A 15,008-nucleotide genomic window follows, 5' to 3' on the forward strand; every position below is an offset into this window, starting at 1 on the left:
AGAATGAGCGACCCGAGACATAGGTGACGGAACGTACCGGACACATGGGTAACACTTTTCGCTTTGCGGGAGGTGTTGATGCCGTGGAGAGAAAGTTCGGTAATGGAAGAACGTCTACGTTTTGTCGCCCGCCTTCTGGAAGGAGAAGGCATGAGCGATGTGTGCCGGGAGTTCGGCATTTCGCGCAAGACCGGCTACAAGATCCTCAACCGCTACAGGGCGGAAGGTCTTGATGCGCTCTGTGATCGCTCACGGCGACCGGTGCGCTATGCCAACCAGTTGCCCGAGCAGATCGAGCAGCTGATCGTCGAGAGCAAGCGCGAGAAGCCGCACTGGGGTGCCAGGAAGATACGCGAGTTGCTGGTCCGCAAGCTGGCCGGCGACGTGCGCATTCCGGCCAAGTCCACGGTGCATGCGGTGCTCGACCGGCACGGTCTGGTCAAACGCGCGCGCCTCAGGCGGCGGATGAAGGCCGAGGGCACGCCGTTGTCGCAAGCCACTCTCCCGAACGATCTGTGGTGCGCCGATTTCAAAGGCGAGTTCAAGCTCGGCAACGGTCGCACCTGTTACCCCTTGACGGTCACCGATCAGGATTCGCGCATGATCCTTTCCTGCGAAGCCCTTGAGAGCACGAAGGAGAAGCCGGTCATCGAGACCTTCCTGCGCCTGTTCAAGGAGCGCGGTCTGCCGGGTGCGATGCGCACCGACAACGGTTTACCCTTTGCCAGCCCCAACGGGCTCTACAACCTGTCGAAGCTGTCCGTATTCTGGTTGAGACTGGGGATCGCCATCGAGCGCATCAGGCCGGGCCACCCGCAACAGAACGGACGCCACGAGCGCATGCACCGGACCCTCAAGCAGGAGACCGCACGGCCGCCTGGCATGAACACCCTTCAGCAGCAGGCCCGCTTCGACGACTTCGTCAGCGAGTTCAACCAGGAACGGCCACACGAAGCCCTCAATATGAAAACGCCAGCCCAGCTCTACACGCCTGCTTCAAGAGCCTATCAGGGGTTGCCGGATGTGGAATACCCCTTCCACGACAAGGATATCCTCGTCACCGCATGCGGTCGCATCTGCATGGCAAGAAAGAAGATCAACGTCTCGACCGTCATGGCCGGTCAGAGGCTTGGAATCAAGGAGGTGGATGATGGCATTTGGCTGATCAGCTTCATGCACTATGATCTGGGATATATCGACCTGGAGCAGAGAACATTGCAAACAATCGACAACCCGTTCGGCACGAGATTGTCACCCATGTCTTAGGTACAATCTGTTACCTATGTCTCCGGGCTGTACAGAAACTGAATGGCTCCCCGGGCCGGTGCGGCGGCATATTCCAACTGGGGACGTGCTTCAAAATTAAGCGTCTAAATCCAATGGGTTATCGAAGGCCTATCCCAAGGCCACCTGATGATTAGTGTACCACACTGGGTACTTTCAGTGTACCTCCTTGTCAAGTAGGGCGACCTTAAAGCACAAAACGAATAGATACGCCCCGCCTCACCGACAAGCCAAAATAAGCGCGCGGCTACCCTCATGCAGCCTCGGCCATAACGCGGTAGACTGTAGACCGCGCCACGTTGAACCGCTTGGCAACCGCCGAAGGCTTCTCCCCTGCCTCCAAAGCTGCCCTTATGCCGTCACCATCGACCGTCACGGGCCTGCCCTTATAGCGCCCCTCGGCCTTGGCCTTGGCAATCCCTTCAAGCTGCCGCTCTTTCCGAAGGTCCGTCTCAAACTCGGCAATGGCTCCGAGCATGTTGAACATCAACCGCCCTGTGGGGGTCGTGGTGTCTATGTTCTGTTCCGTGACCACAAGGTCAACGCCCTTGGCCTGCAATTCCTTCGCGATGGCGTGGAGGTCCGACACGGAACGCGCCAGCCTATCCAGCCGCGTCACCATTAACACGTCTCCCTTGCGGGTAAACTTGATGGCTTCGGCCAGCTTGGGGCGGCCATCGCGTGACGTGCCGCTGGCCTTCTCTATGAATATCTCTTCCGCCCCGTGGCGGTTGAGAATGTCCACTTGGGCGGCTTCGTTCTGGCCGGTGGAGGAAACACGAGCATAGGCGATTTTCATGGATAGCTCCCGTTGTCCGATAAGGTTTAAGACAAAATCGGAATATCGTCCGATAATTTGTTTGTCAATCCATATCGGACAGAAAGCGTCCCGCTATCATTGTCGCTTGTGGGTATACCTTTTCGGACGCGCGTAACCTCCCGGCTTGTGAAGCCCATGGCGAGCAGGGTGAGGCCGTCTCGGGTCATGTCGAAGGCGCGATACATGCGGCCACCCGCCACGGCCTGATAGGGGCATAATCCAAAATTGGATGATGCCTCCGGCGCGCTTTCAATCAGGGCGTCAATGTCACGAAGGACGTGCATGTGCTGCTTCCCAAAGAACTCCGCCACGTCACGGCTATTGGCAAACACCTTGCCGTCCTTGATGGTCACGATGGGGTTGAGGGTGGTCTGCCTTCCGGCCAGCTACCCTCCGTCCGCAACGCCCTATCGTCACCGTGGCCGGGAAGGACGAAATTCCCCGGCAGGATTTTACCGTGGCGTTTGGTAGAGGGGGTGGGGGCATGTTCTCCCGGCAACATGGTCCCGGCAAAACGCCAAAAAATCGGGGGCAGAGGGGGGAACCCGGTTGATCCAGTAATCAGATTGCCGTCTCGAATTTTTGTCCAAGAACAAGCCGGGTTCCGCCCGTTGCAGGACACCCATTCTCCGCCCCTGCTGCGACCATAGGGCGGCCTTATGTTGCGCCCAAGGGGAAGCACCCGGCGGGGATGAAACGCGGCTCCACGGCCGCCAAAAGTGGCAATTTGCCACTCGTAACGTTTGCTATGTCAGCGGCTAGAAATCGAAGAATTCATCCTCTTCATCCTCCGTATCGCTGTGGCTTCGCTCGGCAAGGATACGGGCAAGCTCCGGCGTCCTGCGGCCCGCATACTGCTCGATTGCCCTAGCAAGGATTTCCGGCCTGTCGGCGTACCTCGTCCCAAACACCCGAACCATCCTGTCGGCTAGTGCAGTGGCTTCCGCTTCCATCATTTCCTCAATCTCATCGTCGGTGTATTCCCGTCCCGGTGCCTTGCTGTGGGCGCGCTGGGCGGTCTTCCAACGGACGTGTTCAAAGCCGTCATCAAGCTCCCGAAGCACCCGGCGCATGAACGTCACCTGTCGCTCACTGACGCCCGCCGCTGCGATCTGCTTGAGCGTGTAACGACACGCCCCTGACGCATCCAGCTTGACCAGCTTCCACGCGCAATCCATTCGCTCGTCCTTCGTCATGGCGAGTGTGTGGAGCTTGTTGACGCGCTGGCCTTCCAGAAGCGCCTCCTGTGGCGTCCCCTGAAACTCGACCACGGGAACGCTGTCACCGCGCCCTGCCTGTTCATAGGCCCGCTTCCGGTGCCGTCCGTCGATCAGGAACGCCTGTCCCCCGCGTCGCAAAACGAGCAGGGGTTGAAGGTCGCCTTCGTGCGCAAGGGCACGGCATAGGCTTTCAACGTGGGCAGTGAAGATACCGGCCCGCACCTGAAACAGTTCAGTTTCAATAAGGTCCGAAGCTCTCATGCGGTCGGGCATCGGGCTGGTGTCTGTGAGTAACGCTTCAAGGCGACGCATTTCAGCGGCCAGCGTGTCCTCCGTCTCCTGCCCGTCACTGGTGTCACCAAGGGAGCAGGTCAGGCGGTTCTGTTCAATCGTATCGTTGAGCATGGTAGTCCTATCGGTTGTCGATTGCGCATGATCGCGCTGGCGATGGAGAACGTCCCCGACCCGCAGGCCGAGGGCACGTGTCTCTCCAATTGTGGGGTGTAATTCCAGATTGCAGTTTCACGGCTGCACAACCCGATGGTCGGCCAGAGCAATAGCTTGCCGTGTCTCCTGCGCTCGGCATATGGTTCGTGCCAGCAAGAACGCCTACGAAAGCTCCCGCACTGCATGACGCCACAACAATTCATCACCAAATGGCTGAACTCATCTCTCAAGGAACGCGCAGCCGCACAGGAGCATTTCCTTGATCTGTGCCGGATGCTGGATGAGCCGACCCCTGCCGATGTTGACCCGACCGGCAAGGACTATGGTTTTGAGGTGGGTGCATCGAAGACCACGGGCGGAAACGGCTTCGCGGACGTGTTCAAGCGTGGTCATTTCGCGTGGGAATACAAGGGGACCAAGGCAAACCTCGACACGGCGTTTGCGCAGCTTCAACGCTATGCCATTGCCCTCGACAACCCACCGCTGCTGATCGTCTCCGACATAGGCACGACCATCCGCATCCATACCAACTGGACCAACTCTGTCTCCAAGGTCTACGAGATAGCGATTGCCGATCTTGGCGACCCGACAAAGCGCGGCTGGCTCAAGGCTGCTCTGTCCGACCCCGAGACGCTGCGCCCTACAAAGACCCGACAGGAGTTAACCGAAGAGGTCGCTGGGGAGTTTGCCGAGCTTGCCCGTTCCCTTCGCGGGCGTGGCCACCATCCCGAGCAGGTGGCTCATTTCATCAACCGGCTCGTGTTCTGCATGTTTGCGGAAGACGTGAAGTTGCTGCCCGACAACATTTTCATGCGGATGTTGGAACGGGCACTGGACGACCCCAGCCAGTTCGAGGGCTTCGCCCGCAGCTTGTTCACCGCGATGAAATCCGGGGGCCATATCGGCTTCGAGAAGGTGGCGTGGTTCAACGGCGGCCTCTTCAACGATGACCTCGTGTTCGCGCTGGACAAGAAGGAAATCGCCATCGTCCATCGGGCGGCCAAGCACTTTTGGGGTGATGTAGACCCGTCCATTCTCGGAACGCTCTTCGAGCGCGGCCTAGACCCGGACAAGCGCAGCCAGCTTGGCGCGCACTATACTGACCGGGAAAAGATCATGATGATTATCAACCCGGTCATCGTGGAACCGCTGACGGCAGAATGGGAGAAGGCCAAGGCCGAGATCACGGCGCTCATGGATAAGGCTGCGTCATCGAAGGGGGGAACCGCAACCAAGGCCCGAAACCAAGCGCAAGGTATTCTCGACGCGCATCTGAAACGGCTTGCAGATTTCCGCGTCCTCGACCCGGCCTGCGGTTCCGGAAATTTCCTGTATCTCGCGCTCCGGGCGTTGAAGGACTTGGAGCACCGGGCGCAGGTCGAAGCGGAAGCCTTGGGGCTGCCGAGGGGGTTTCCGAGGATTGGCCCGGAGGTGGTCAAGGGTATCGAGATCAACCCCTATGCCGCCGAACTTGCCCGCGTGTCGGTGTGGATAGGCGAAATTCAGTGGATGCTAAAGAACGGCTTCGCTGCCAGTGGGAACCCGATCTTGAAACCGTTGGAGACAATTGAATGTCGTGACGCGCTGATGACGTGGGTGCCGGGAGAGAGCGACGAAGCGGGGCGATGGGTGGAAGCCGAGTGGCCCAACGCGGACGCCATTATCGGCAATCCACCGTTCTTGGGCGACCGCCTGCTTATAGGGCGTCTGGGGGAAGCAGAATCGGAAGCTCTTCGAACTGTGTACCTGCAACGGGTTCCCAGAAGCGCTGACTTGGTTTGCTATTGGGTGGAGAAGGCAAGCAGTGCGTTAGAAACAGGGAAAACTACCGCATTTGGGTTGGTGGTTACAAATAGTATCCGTGGCGGGGCCAATCGCAGAGTGGTTGAGCGTGCTCTCAATAAGGCGCAACTCTTCGAAGCCTGGTCAGATGAAAGCTGGGTAGTTGATGGGGCAGCAGTGCGCGTATCGATAATCTGCTTCGATACCAGAACGCGGCAAATAAGGCTCAATGGGCATCCTGTTCCTGAGATTTATGCCGATCTCACTGCTAAGGCGGTCGATCTGACAAGAGCTGTCAAGCTGGCAGCCAACCGAGGCGTATGCCTGCACGGCTCAAAAAAGATCGGCTCATTTGATATCGATGGAAACCTTGCACGCACTATGCTGCTGGAACCAACAAATCCCAATGGCCGCAAGAATGCGGAGGTGCTTTCGCCGGTTTGGAACGGGGCTGATGTCGCAGGACGCCCTGCTGACCGTTGGATCATTGATTTTGGTATGACAATGGCCGAATCGGCAGCCTCAGAGTTTGAAGCACCATTCCTGCATGTACTCCAGAACGTGAAGCCAGAACGGCTGAGAAATCGCAACCCAGTGTTGGTTGAGAAATGGTGGTTACACGGTGGCCCGAGGCCCGCAATGAGAAATGCCTTGCCTCTCCTCTCGCGCTGTATCGCAACCCCTGCCGTATCGAAGCATCGAATTTTTGTATTTGTTCCGAAAGGCATCCTGCCTGATGCGCAGTTGATGGTCACATTGCGGGATGATGATACGACCTTCGGCATCCTTCATTCCCGCTTTCATGAGCTTTGGTCGCTGCGGATGGGGACATGGCTCGGCAAAGGCAACGACCCGCGCTACACACCCACGACCACCTTCGAAACCTTTCCGTTCCCCGAGGGACTGACCCCGGACATCCCGGCTGCGGACTATGCCGATAACCCTCACGCCATCGCCATTGCCACGGCAGCGGCCCCGTCTCAACGAGCTTCGGGAAAACTGGTTGAACCCGCCCGACCTCGTGAAGCGGGAGCCCGAGGTGGTCCCCGGCTACCCTGACCGTATCCTGCCGATCAACGAGGAAGCCGCACAGAAGCTCAAGAAGCGGACCCTGACGAATCTCTACAACGAACGTCCCGCATGGCTACAGCACGCCCACAAGGCGCTGGATGAGGCCGTAGCGGCGGCCTATGGCTGGCCTGCCGATCTGTCAGATGACGAAATCTTGGCGCGCTTGTTCGAGTTGAACCAAGAGCGCGCGGCAAAACAGCCATAGCGTGCTGCGGGGGTGACCGTGGGCGCGTGAGCGTGACAAGGCGAGGGATTACTACCCATCCCCGTCAACGCCTTTCTACGGTTATCACCGCAGCACGAAAAACCTATTGCAGGGAAACCATCTATCTACCCGACCGAAACCACGCCCCTGACACGCCCAAGGTAAACCTCCCGGTCACTCGGCGGATTGGCCGCATAGCCCCAGCCTACCGAGACTGGCGACCATTCTAGCCACATGCTGATACTGGTGAACGGCAGGCGCAGGAACAGACCCCTTGGCTTCCATCCGTCATGGAAGAAATCGACATGGCGGCTGACAGCTTCCGCCATGGCGTCCCGAATGTCTCGGCCAAGGTCGGCCACCTTGACCAGAGCCGAGGGGACAAGACGATGATGAACATCACGCATTGGATACCTCCGTTGTGTTCATGGTGATGATGATGCCGCCCGCGACAGGCGGCAGGGGGAAGCTCCCAAGGGGACGCATGGGGGTTGCCGGAGGAAGTCCCGAGTAGTCGCCCTATGCGCCCGCTAAGTGCTGCGCTAGTGCTTGCCTCTGGGTGCGGCCTTGTTGCCATAGCTCAACGCTTGTTCAAGTGCCCTATGCGCCCGCTGGAGGCGCGCGGCTTCGCTTCCGTAGTTCGCGCCTTCTTTGCCCCGGGTGTGGCCTAGAACAAGCTCCTTGTCAGCCTCGGGGATGCCAGCGAGGTCGAGCAGGTCGGACATGCGGTGGCGCAGTGAATAGGTGGTCACCTTCCTGTTTGTGACACAAGCTCTGACATACTTGCCAAGGGCAGCCGATGCGCTATCCGGTCCACGTTCTCTGAAATAGGCGGGAAAGACCGCTTCACCGTTTGCTGTGGAGGTCAGGGCTTCCCGTGCAGCATCTAGGGCATCCCCTAAGAGGGGTACCAGTCTGTGGGAGGATAGTGTTTTGATGCGCCGCTTTTCGTGCCACTCGATTGCAATGTGGGGGATTACGTCATTCAACCGTACATCCTCAACCCGCAACCCGGTTATCTCGGCCAATCTGCAACCCGTGTTCTGCATCAGTCGCCAGATTAGTTGTATGTCATGGCGGGCATTGGATAGGATGTAGGCGCGTGTTCGGGCAAGTTCATCGTCGGTGAATACATCCCGTTTACGCCTGTCCGGGACTGCCTTTTCCTTGTCCCCTGTGGGCAGGCCCATGAACGGATTCTGGAAGCCCGTTAGATCCATCTCCTTTATCGCGAAGTTGATCACGGCTCGGAGCGTATTCAGGTAGCGTTCAACCGAAGCAGGGCTACGGCCATCCAGCATATGATCGCGTACTTCCCGGGCATCAGCGCGCCGAATGCTGACAATGGGCCGGTCTAGCTTCACGACATCGGACACAAGCCGAAAGATCAGGTCAAGCTGTTGCCGTCTCTTTTCGTTATCCTTCACGGCCTCGGCCAGATAGAGCCGCTTCGCATCCTCCAAGGTGGGAGCCGGAGGGGTATCTCTGGTGCCTGACCCAAGGGCACGAATCAATGCAAGGTCGCGGGGGCTGATGTTCAGCGGGTCACCATTCTCATCGAGCTTATACCGGTCGATGATCTGGTCGATTATCACATCACGCGCAATGCTTTCGCCATCGTCCGGCTCAAGGGTGCCTCCCCAAGATGGGTTAAAGCCCATAGCCTCCACCTCCTTGTGAGCGGCCCTGAAAAGGTCCAAAGCTGTAGGAGATAGCGGGGCAGGTATAGGCTTTGCGGCCTGCGTTAGCAGCTTTTCTGCTTGAGCATGGGCTCTCCCATACCGTTGTAGGGCGCTGGATTCTGTCGTTCCTAGCGGAATGACGATCTCACCTTTTCCGATGATAGGTCGAAGTGCAGTTGGAACCTTGCGCCGATAGCGCCAATGGTTGCCGCGTTTTTGGAGATAGGGAATGGTCATGAGCATCTTGGGTACCCCGTAGTGGACCTTCGGGTGTACCTTGAGGGAGACTGATAACCTTAGTTTCCTTGGAAAACAACGCTCTTGCTTAAGCAAGTGGCTCCCCGGGCCGGATTCGAACCAGCGACCAACCGGTTAACAGCCGGTTGCTCTACCACTGAGCTACCGGGGAATGCCTGTGCTCGTGCGAGTGAGCGAGCCTATAGCAAACGAAGTTCGCATTTGCAAAGCGACAAATGTGTTTTTTGCGGTTTTTTTAGCGCGGGGTCTCGCATTGGCTGAATTTGCACCGCATATGCACGACCTATAATGGCGAAACATGTGAGCATTTCAAAAGATTGATGGCCTGGCAGACTGCACAATGACGAAAAATTCCCCTGAGGCGCGGGGACAAAGACAGCAGGGCCCCTCGGTTTCGCTTATGGGCCGGCGAATCCCCATTCCCCGCTCAAAGCCCGCCAGAATCACCGGCGGAGCGGGGCTGGTAGTCCTAGGTGTTTTCGGGTTTTTGCCGGTGCTCGGCTTCTGGATGATTCCACTTGGTCTGTTGATTCTTTCCTATGACCTCGCAGGCGTGCGGCGCAGCAGGCGAAAACTGGCGTTGTGGTGGAGCAGGCGCGCGAAAAAATGATACCACTGTCAGGTCACGCTGCGATCATGGAGCAGGGTTGTTATATTTTGGCTGACAAAGCCAATTGAGCGCTTGACGGAACAGGGGCTGCAACCTATTGAACAGCCCGACGCCGCTTGCGGCTGGGCCTCGTGGCGGAGTGGTTACGCAGAGGACTGCAAATCCTTGCACCCCGGTTCGATTCCGGGCGAGGCCTCCAAGTTTTCCCTTTTCAGATTCATGAAGAAGATTGCATTCCGTTTGCAGCGGCAGCTCTGTCATGCCGGTCCGGGTGTCCGCGCCAGAAGCGCTCTGGCGCCCCGGGACACCGGAAGCAGCGCTTCCGGTGCCTCTTTGCGAGAATGATTTACGGTCCCCCTCAGTGACAAGCCGGGCGTTTGCCGGGCAGGAGCACCTTGTCAATTACGTGTATCACACCATTGTCGGCCTGAATGTCGGCGATGACCACATTGGCGACGTCACCCGAGCCATCGGCGATCGTGACGCCGCCCGACCCACGCGTGATGCACAGACGCTCGCTCGCAAGAAGCGGCTTGAAATAGTTCGAGCCGGCAGGGATCTTGTTGGCGGTCAGCTTGCGGTCATCGACGTGATAAAGCAGCACGTTGGTAAGCTGCCCCTTGTTTTCGGGCTTGAGAAGATTTTCCACGGTGCCGGGGGGCAACGCTTCGAAAGCGTCGTTGACTGGAGCATAGACGGTGAAGGGACCGGGGCCGGACAGGGTGTCGGCAAGCCCCGCGGCTTTCACTGCTGCAACGAGCGTTGAGAAGCGTTCGTCGCCGGCGGCGATCTCCACGATGTTTTTGGCCTGCGCGGTTGCTGCAGAAACGGTTAGCAACAACGTGGCAGCTGCGATCTTCAGTTTGGAGGTCATGAGGTTTCCCCTTGTGGTTTCCGGGTTTGTTGCCCGGAGGTTTGTCTTCCTTGCAGCCAGCACTACGGTGGGAGGTTCAGGGTGGATTGCCGTTCACGCCTTCGTGATGCGGTCGTGAAGCAAATGGATAAAAGGCTCGCACCATCCTCCGCGTCCCCTGGCGGTTCAAACCCGTTTCAGTGGAAGGTTCTGCATTCCGGCAATGTTTCAGACATGCTAGTTTTGATTTGAAAGGTCGTTGCGTGAACGGAGCGTTTTGATGAGCTGGAATCCTGCACTGACACCCGGCTGCCCCGATGATGTGGATGCGGCGGCGATCGAGACGTTGATCATTCCGCGTGCGCGGGACATTGGCGGTTTTGAGGTGCGCCGTGCCCTGCCGGCGCCTCGCCGGCAAATGGTCGGGCCGTTCATCTTTTTCGATCAGGCCGGCCCAGCGGAATTTCTGACCGGGCAGGGCATCGATGTGCGGCCGCACCCGCATATTGGTCTGGGCACGGTGACATATCTTTTTCGTGGCGATTTTCACCACCGAGACAGTATCGGCTCCGACCAGATCATTCGTCCTGGCGCACTGAACTGGATGGTGGCAGGGCGCGGGGTCTCGCATTCCGAACGCACAAGTGCTGCTGCGCGGCAGGGGGCGCACAGCCTGCTGGGGATACAGACCTGGGTGGCACTGCCGGAAGCCGCAGAAAACGCCGCCCCTTATTTCGAGCATCACGGGAAAGCCGAACTGCCTGAACTGAGTGACGGTGGGGTGTCGTTAAGACTCCTTCTGGGCCGCGCCTATGGGCAGACGGCGCCGGCCACGACTTATACGGACATGTTTTATGCTGATGTCGCCATGGAAGCGGCGGCGCGGCTTCCGCTACCGGACGACCATGAGGATCGCGGTATCTATATTCTTCAGGGAAGCATCAGCGTTGCCGGTCAGATCTTCGAGGCGGGGCGCATGATGGTCTTCCGCCCGGGAGACCCGATCTGTGTGGAGGCGGGAGGCGAAGGCGCGCGCTTGATGCTGCTGGGCGGCGCCACGTTGAACGGCCCGCGCTATATCTGGTGGAACTTCGTCGCTTCTTCGCGGGACAAGATCGAAGCTGCGAAGGAAGACTGGCGCAGACAGAACTGGGGAGAGGGACTGTTCGACCTTCCGCAGGGTGATGACGAAGAGTTCGTTCCCTTGCCGCCGTAAGAGAGCACCCGGTGCCTGCAGGAGGCGATTCCGGTCTGGTTTGCCTCGAACCGAACGTTCCCTGCCGCGTACATGTCAGGGATAGTCTTCTTGCTTCCGTCGGGCGATTGACAGGGCGCGTGGCACCCGCTAGCAACCTCACAAATCGTTGTTTTCAGCTGACTGGGAACCTTGGTCCTGACAGTCAGAAATCATCCATCGGGAACCAGAATATGACAATCGATTTCTCCCAGCAGCGCGCCAATATGGTGGAGGGGCAATTGCGGACCTCCGACGTAACCAGTGTCGCCTTGTTGGATGCCATGGGGGACATTCCGCGTGAGATGTTCGTGCCGGGGCGCAAAAAGGCGCATGCCTATATTGACGAGGACATCGAAGTCGCCATTTCGCCGGACGGTCCCCGCTATCTGATGGAGCCGGCTGCCTTCGGCAAGCTTGTCCAGCTTGCGGACGTGCAATCGAGCGATGTGGTTCTGACCGTTGGGGCGGGAACCGGTTATTCTTCCGCAGTGCTTTCGCGTCTTGCCAGTTTCGTGGTTGCGCTCGAAAGCGATGAAACCCTCGCCGAAATGGCCACCGAGGCGCTCAAGGAACTTGGTTGTGTCAATGTTGCGGTTGTCGGCGGAGCATTGACGGCCGGCTACGCTGATGATGCTCCCTATGATGTGATCGTGATCTGCGGAGCGGTCGATTCGGTTCCGCAGAGCCTGCTGGAACAGCTGCGCGACGGCGGCCGGCTTGTCGTCGTGATCGGCGAAGGCAACGCCGCACAGGCCCATCTCTACGTGAAGGATGACGGTGTGGTTTCCAGCCGGGTGGCGTTCAATCTGGCCGTTCGCCCGCTTCCAGGGTTCAGGCGCAAGCCGGGTTTCGTGTTTTGATGCTCTGTATGTGACTTTCTTGCAACGGAATTGATCAAGGGATTGATGTAACGTCTGAGTCCTGAAAGAGCGCCTGATACGGGGGTGGGGAACTGGTGAGCATCAGGTTTCCCGGGCGTGGGTGCCGGTTTGAAATGCCGGAGCATATAGTCGGGGTGGTGGTGTCTCTTGACGGACGCGGCTGCCATTAACAGTCCGAGGTCGACAGATCGTGCCATTTTACCACCGTTTCCTGATTCCCCTTGTTGCGTCGACAGCACTTCTTGCGGCACCAGTCGTTTCTTCCGCCGAAACCCTGATGGGCGCACTGGCGAAGGCCTATCAGAACAATTCCACGCTCAATGCGCAGCGTGCAGGAGTCCGTGTCACCGACGAGGACGTCGCGATCGCCAAATCGGGCATGCGTCCTCGCATTCAGGGCACGGCATCTCTCTCGCTCACACATAATGACGGGACGGACATTCGTACGGGCAGGTTCGGCATTGCGCTGACGCAGCCGATTTTCGACGGTTTCCAGACGCGCAACAACGTTCAGGCGGCCGAGGCCTCCGTAAGAGCCGCCAACGAGGCTTTGCGCAATCAGGAGCTCGATACGCTGTTCAATGCCGCGAGCGCCTATATGGATGTGATTCGCGATCGACAGATTGCTGCACTACGGGCGCAGAATCTCGAGTTTCTGGAAGAGCAGGTTCGTTCCGCTCGTTCGCGTTTCGAGGTGGGTGAGGGGACGCGCACCGATGTTGCGCAGGCGCAGGCACGCCGTCAGGCGGCAATGGCGCAGCTGAGTGCGGCACGTGCGGCCGTAACCTCCAGCTCTGCCGTTTACCGGCAATTGATTGGCGATGCGCCGAAGAATCTGAAAGCGGCGAGGGCGCCGACGAAGCTTCTTCCCAACAGCCTCGACAGCGCTCTTGCGCTTGGCCTGTCGGAACATCCTGTCATCAAGGCGCGGCAGCACCAGATTGATGTCGCCTCGTTCCGGGTCAAATCCTCGGAAGGAGCGTTTCTTCCTCAGGTTTCCGGCTCGGTAAGCCTTGAGCATTCTTATCAAAGCTCCACGCCTGGCGGTAGCGGATCTGGCGAATCCGCCAGTATCGGGCTCAACCTGACCGTTCCCATCTATCAGGGCGGGCAGGCTTCAGCACAGGTGCGCAAGAACAAGGAATCGCTCGGCCAGACGAGAATCAATCTGGATGTGAGCCGGGATCAGGTCCGTGCGGCCGTCGTGTCTGCCTGGAGCCAGTATCAGGCTGCTCGCGAATCTCTTGCGGCGAACCGTGAACTTGTACAGGCAGCCCAGCTGGCATTGAACGGCGTGGTGGAAGAGCGCAATGTCGGGCAGAGGACCACACTGGACGTTCTCAATGCGCAGGCCGACGTGATCGATGCCAGGATCAACCAGGTGAGCGCGGAACGCGACATCGTGGTGGCGAGCTTTGCCATTCTTTCGGCCACGGGGCGACTTTCCGCCAGTCGTCTGGGATTGCAGGTGAGCGAGTACCGGCCCGAGGAGCATTACCAGGCCGTCAAGGACAAGTGGTACGGTCTGCGCACGCCAGACGGGCGCTGATCAGCGTTATCTGCGTCCAGCCGCGCACCAGCTGGTGCGCTTTGAGGTTCAACCGAGACTGACACAGGAATGCCGGGCCCTGCAGGACCCGGCATTCCTGTGTGCAACCCGAAACAGGCGGGGCGTGGGGATTCTCATGAGCTCCGCCCTGCGATACGCTTGCTGTGTGTGATTCGACCGTCTGCATGGATGCCCGGGCGAAAAAATCTTTTCGTTTGATGAACGCTCTGTGGGACGGACACAGCTAGAGGCGGCAAAGTTTGACTATGTCACAAGGTTTCGGGGCGCAGAAGATGGAAGCAGCAGTCGAAGCGCTGACTTCGAACGGCAATCAGCGCGAGCCTTCGATGGAAGAAATTCTGGCGTCCATCCGGCGCATCATCGAAGACAATGATGCGCCTTCGCAGCGCTCCGCAGAAACCGCTCGCGCATCTGAAACCGGTCAGCCCCGCGGAACGCAGGCGGCACAGGATGCCAATCCTTCACAGGAGCAGAGCTGGCCTCCGGATGGCGAACAGCGCGGAGGGGACACCCGATCGAGTGACGAGACGGCAGCCCGACACTCCGGTGATGTGGAGAGTTTTCGGGCGGAATTGCGCGAGGCACCAGAGCGGCCCGTATTGCAGAACGGAGCGGGTGAACCTGCTTCGAGTGAACGTTTCGATACCAGTGACGGTGGTGCGGCGCCGATAGACAGGAACCTCGTTCAGCGACTGGCGGAGGTGCAGGCCGCGCAGTCCCGGCTGGAGCAGCCACACGCATCCGGGCATCAGGTCGCCGGCCAGAACGACGCGGCACAGCCCGAACGACAGGGCTCAGATACCGCGGCCTCCGAGGATGCGGCCCGGCAGAGCATCGTTTCGGACTATGCAGGACGGAAAGTGGCGGCAGCGTTTGGCGAACTGAACGAAGCTTTTGAGGCGAACCGCCGTCGCAATCTCGGCCAGGTGGCTGAAGAAATGCTGCGACCGATGCTGCAGGACTGGCTGGACGACAATCTGCCGACGATTGTCGAGCGTCTCGTTCGCGAAGAGATCGAACGGATTGCGCGCGGCGGCTAGGCCGCGCTCCCTTGCGGTTGACTTGATCTGACCCTTCGGCTTTACACC

The 15,008-nt window shown here is 58.9% G+C and carries 13 protein-coding genes and 2 tRNA genes; 8 read left to right on the forward strand and 7 right to left on the reverse strand.

What is annotated here, in order from left to right:
* Positions 1 to 78 precede the first annotated feature (78 nt).
* On the forward strand, positions 79 to 1,266 hold the full coding sequence (locus AB2N04_RS10480; protein ID WP_367714456.1) for an IS481 family transposase: 1,188 nt from the start codon (positions 79 to 81) through the stop codon (positions 1,264 to 1,266).
* A gap of 271 nt (positions 1,267 to 1,537) precedes the next feature.
* On the opposite strand, the gene AB2N04_RS10485 is transcribed toward AB2N04_RS10480, so the two are convergent.
* The 3 genes from AB2N04_RS10485 to AB2N04_RS10495 all read right to left on the reverse strand — a co-directional run bounded on the left by AB2N04_RS10485 (position 1,538) and on the right by AB2N04_RS10495 (position 3,729).
* Positions 1,538 to 2,083, reverse strand: coding sequence for a recombinase family protein (locus tag AB2N04_RS10485; RefSeq protein ID WP_367714457.1), 546 nt, complete (start codon positions 2,081 to 2,083; stop codon positions 1,538 to 1,540).
* Between the two features lie 26 nt (positions 2,084 to 2,109).
* Positions 2,110 to 2,457 (reverse strand): Rha family transcriptional regulator, encoded by a 348-nt coding sequence (locus tag AB2N04_RS10490; protein ID WP_367714458.1) that lies wholly within the window; start codon positions 2,455 to 2,457, stop codon positions 2,110 to 2,112.
* 405 nt (positions 2,458 to 2,862) lie between these two features.
* Positions 2,863 to 3,729, reverse strand: a complete 867-nt coding sequence (locus AB2N04_RS10495) for a ParB N-terminal domain-containing protein (RefSeq protein ID WP_367714459.1) — start codon at positions 3,727 to 3,729, stop codon at positions 2,863 to 2,865.
* Between the two features lie 225 nt (positions 3,730 to 3,954).
* Between AB2N04_RS10495 and AB2N04_RS10500 the strand changes: the two genes are divergently transcribed.
* Entirely contained in the window at positions 3,955 to 6,612 is a 2,658-nt protein-coding gene (locus tag AB2N04_RS10500) for a class I SAM-dependent DNA methyltransferase (protein WP_367714460.1), read from the forward strand.
* The gene (locus AB2N04_RS10505; protein WP_367714461.1) at positions 6,593 to 6,829 is read left to right on the forward strand and encodes a type IIL restriction-modification enzyme MmeI; all 237 of its coding nucleotides are present in this window, start codon (positions 6,593 to 6,595) and stop codon (positions 6,827 to 6,829) included. The genes AB2N04_RS10500 and AB2N04_RS10505 overlap by 20 nt, the downstream gene beginning before the upstream one ends.
* Before the next feature lie 125 nt (positions 6,830 to 6,954).
* On the opposite strand, the gene AB2N04_RS10510 is transcribed toward AB2N04_RS10505, so the two are convergent.
* The 3 genes from AB2N04_RS10510 to AB2N04_RS10520 form a co-directional block, all read right to left on the reverse strand.
* A complete protein-coding gene (locus tag AB2N04_RS10510) occupies positions 6,955 to 7,236 on the reverse strand; it encodes a hypothetical protein (RefSeq protein ID WP_367714462.1) in 282 nt (93 codons plus the stop codon).
* A gap of 135 nt (positions 7,237 to 7,371) precedes the next feature.
* Positions 7,372 to 8,748 (reverse strand): tyrosine-type recombinase/integrase, encoded by a 1,377-nt coding sequence (locus AB2N04_RS10515; RefSeq protein ID WP_367714463.1) that lies wholly within the window; start codon positions 8,746 to 8,748, stop codon positions 7,372 to 7,374.
* A 97-nt stretch (positions 8,749 to 8,845) separates the two neighbouring features.
* Positions 8,846 to 8,920 (reverse strand) — tRNA-Asn (locus AB2N04_RS10520).
* A 584-nt stretch (positions 8,921 to 9,504) separates the two neighbouring features.
* On the opposite strand from AB2N04_RS10520, the gene AB2N04_RS10525 reads away from it, so the two are divergent.
* Positions 9,505 to 9,578: transfer RNA gene (locus tag AB2N04_RS10525), tRNA-Cys, on the forward strand.
* Between the two features lie 159 nt (positions 9,579 to 9,737).
* Here the strand turns inward: AB2N04_RS10525 and AB2N04_RS10530 are convergent.
* Positions 9,738 to 10,253 (reverse strand): fasciclin domain-containing protein, encoded by a 516-nt coding sequence (locus AB2N04_RS10530; protein WP_367714464.1) that lies wholly within the window; start codon positions 10,251 to 10,253, stop codon positions 9,738 to 9,740.
* A 259-nt stretch (positions 10,254 to 10,512) separates the two neighbouring features.
* Here AB2N04_RS10530 and AB2N04_RS10535 point away from each other — a divergent pair, with 259 nt between their 5' ends.
* The 4 genes from AB2N04_RS10535 to AB2N04_RS10550 all read left to right on the forward strand — a co-directional run bounded on the left by AB2N04_RS10535 (position 10,513) and on the right by AB2N04_RS10550 (position 14,960).
* Positions 10,513 to 11,448: a pirin family protein gene (locus tag AB2N04_RS10535; RefSeq protein WP_367714465.1), complete on the forward strand. Its 936-nt coding sequence runs from the start codon at positions 10,513 to 10,515 to the stop codon at positions 11,446 to 11,448.
* 212 nt (positions 11,449 to 11,660) lie between these two features.
* Positions 11,661 to 12,329, forward strand: a complete 669-nt coding sequence (locus AB2N04_RS10540; RefSeq protein WP_367714466.1) for a protein-L-isoaspartate O-methyltransferase — start codon at positions 11,661 to 11,663, stop codon at positions 12,327 to 12,329.
* Between the two features lie 211 nt (positions 12,330 to 12,540).
* The gene (locus AB2N04_RS10545) at positions 12,541 to 13,899 is read left to right on the forward strand and encodes a TolC family outer membrane protein (RefSeq protein ID WP_367714467.1); all 1,359 of its coding nucleotides are present in this window, start codon (positions 12,541 to 12,543) and stop codon (positions 13,897 to 13,899) included.
* A gap of 293 nt (positions 13,900 to 14,192) precedes the next feature.
* Positions 14,193 to 14,960 (forward strand): PopZ family protein, encoded by a 768-nt coding sequence (locus tag AB2N04_RS10550; protein ID WP_367714468.1) that lies wholly within the window; start codon positions 14,193 to 14,195, stop codon positions 14,958 to 14,960.
* Positions 14,961 to 15,008: the final 48 nt, after the last annotated feature.

It is taken from the genome of Nitratireductor sp. GISD-1A_MAKvit, assembly GCF_040819555.1.
Classification (GTDB): domain Bacteria; phylum Pseudomonadota; class Alphaproteobacteria; order Rhizobiales; family Rhizobiaceae; genus Nitratireductor.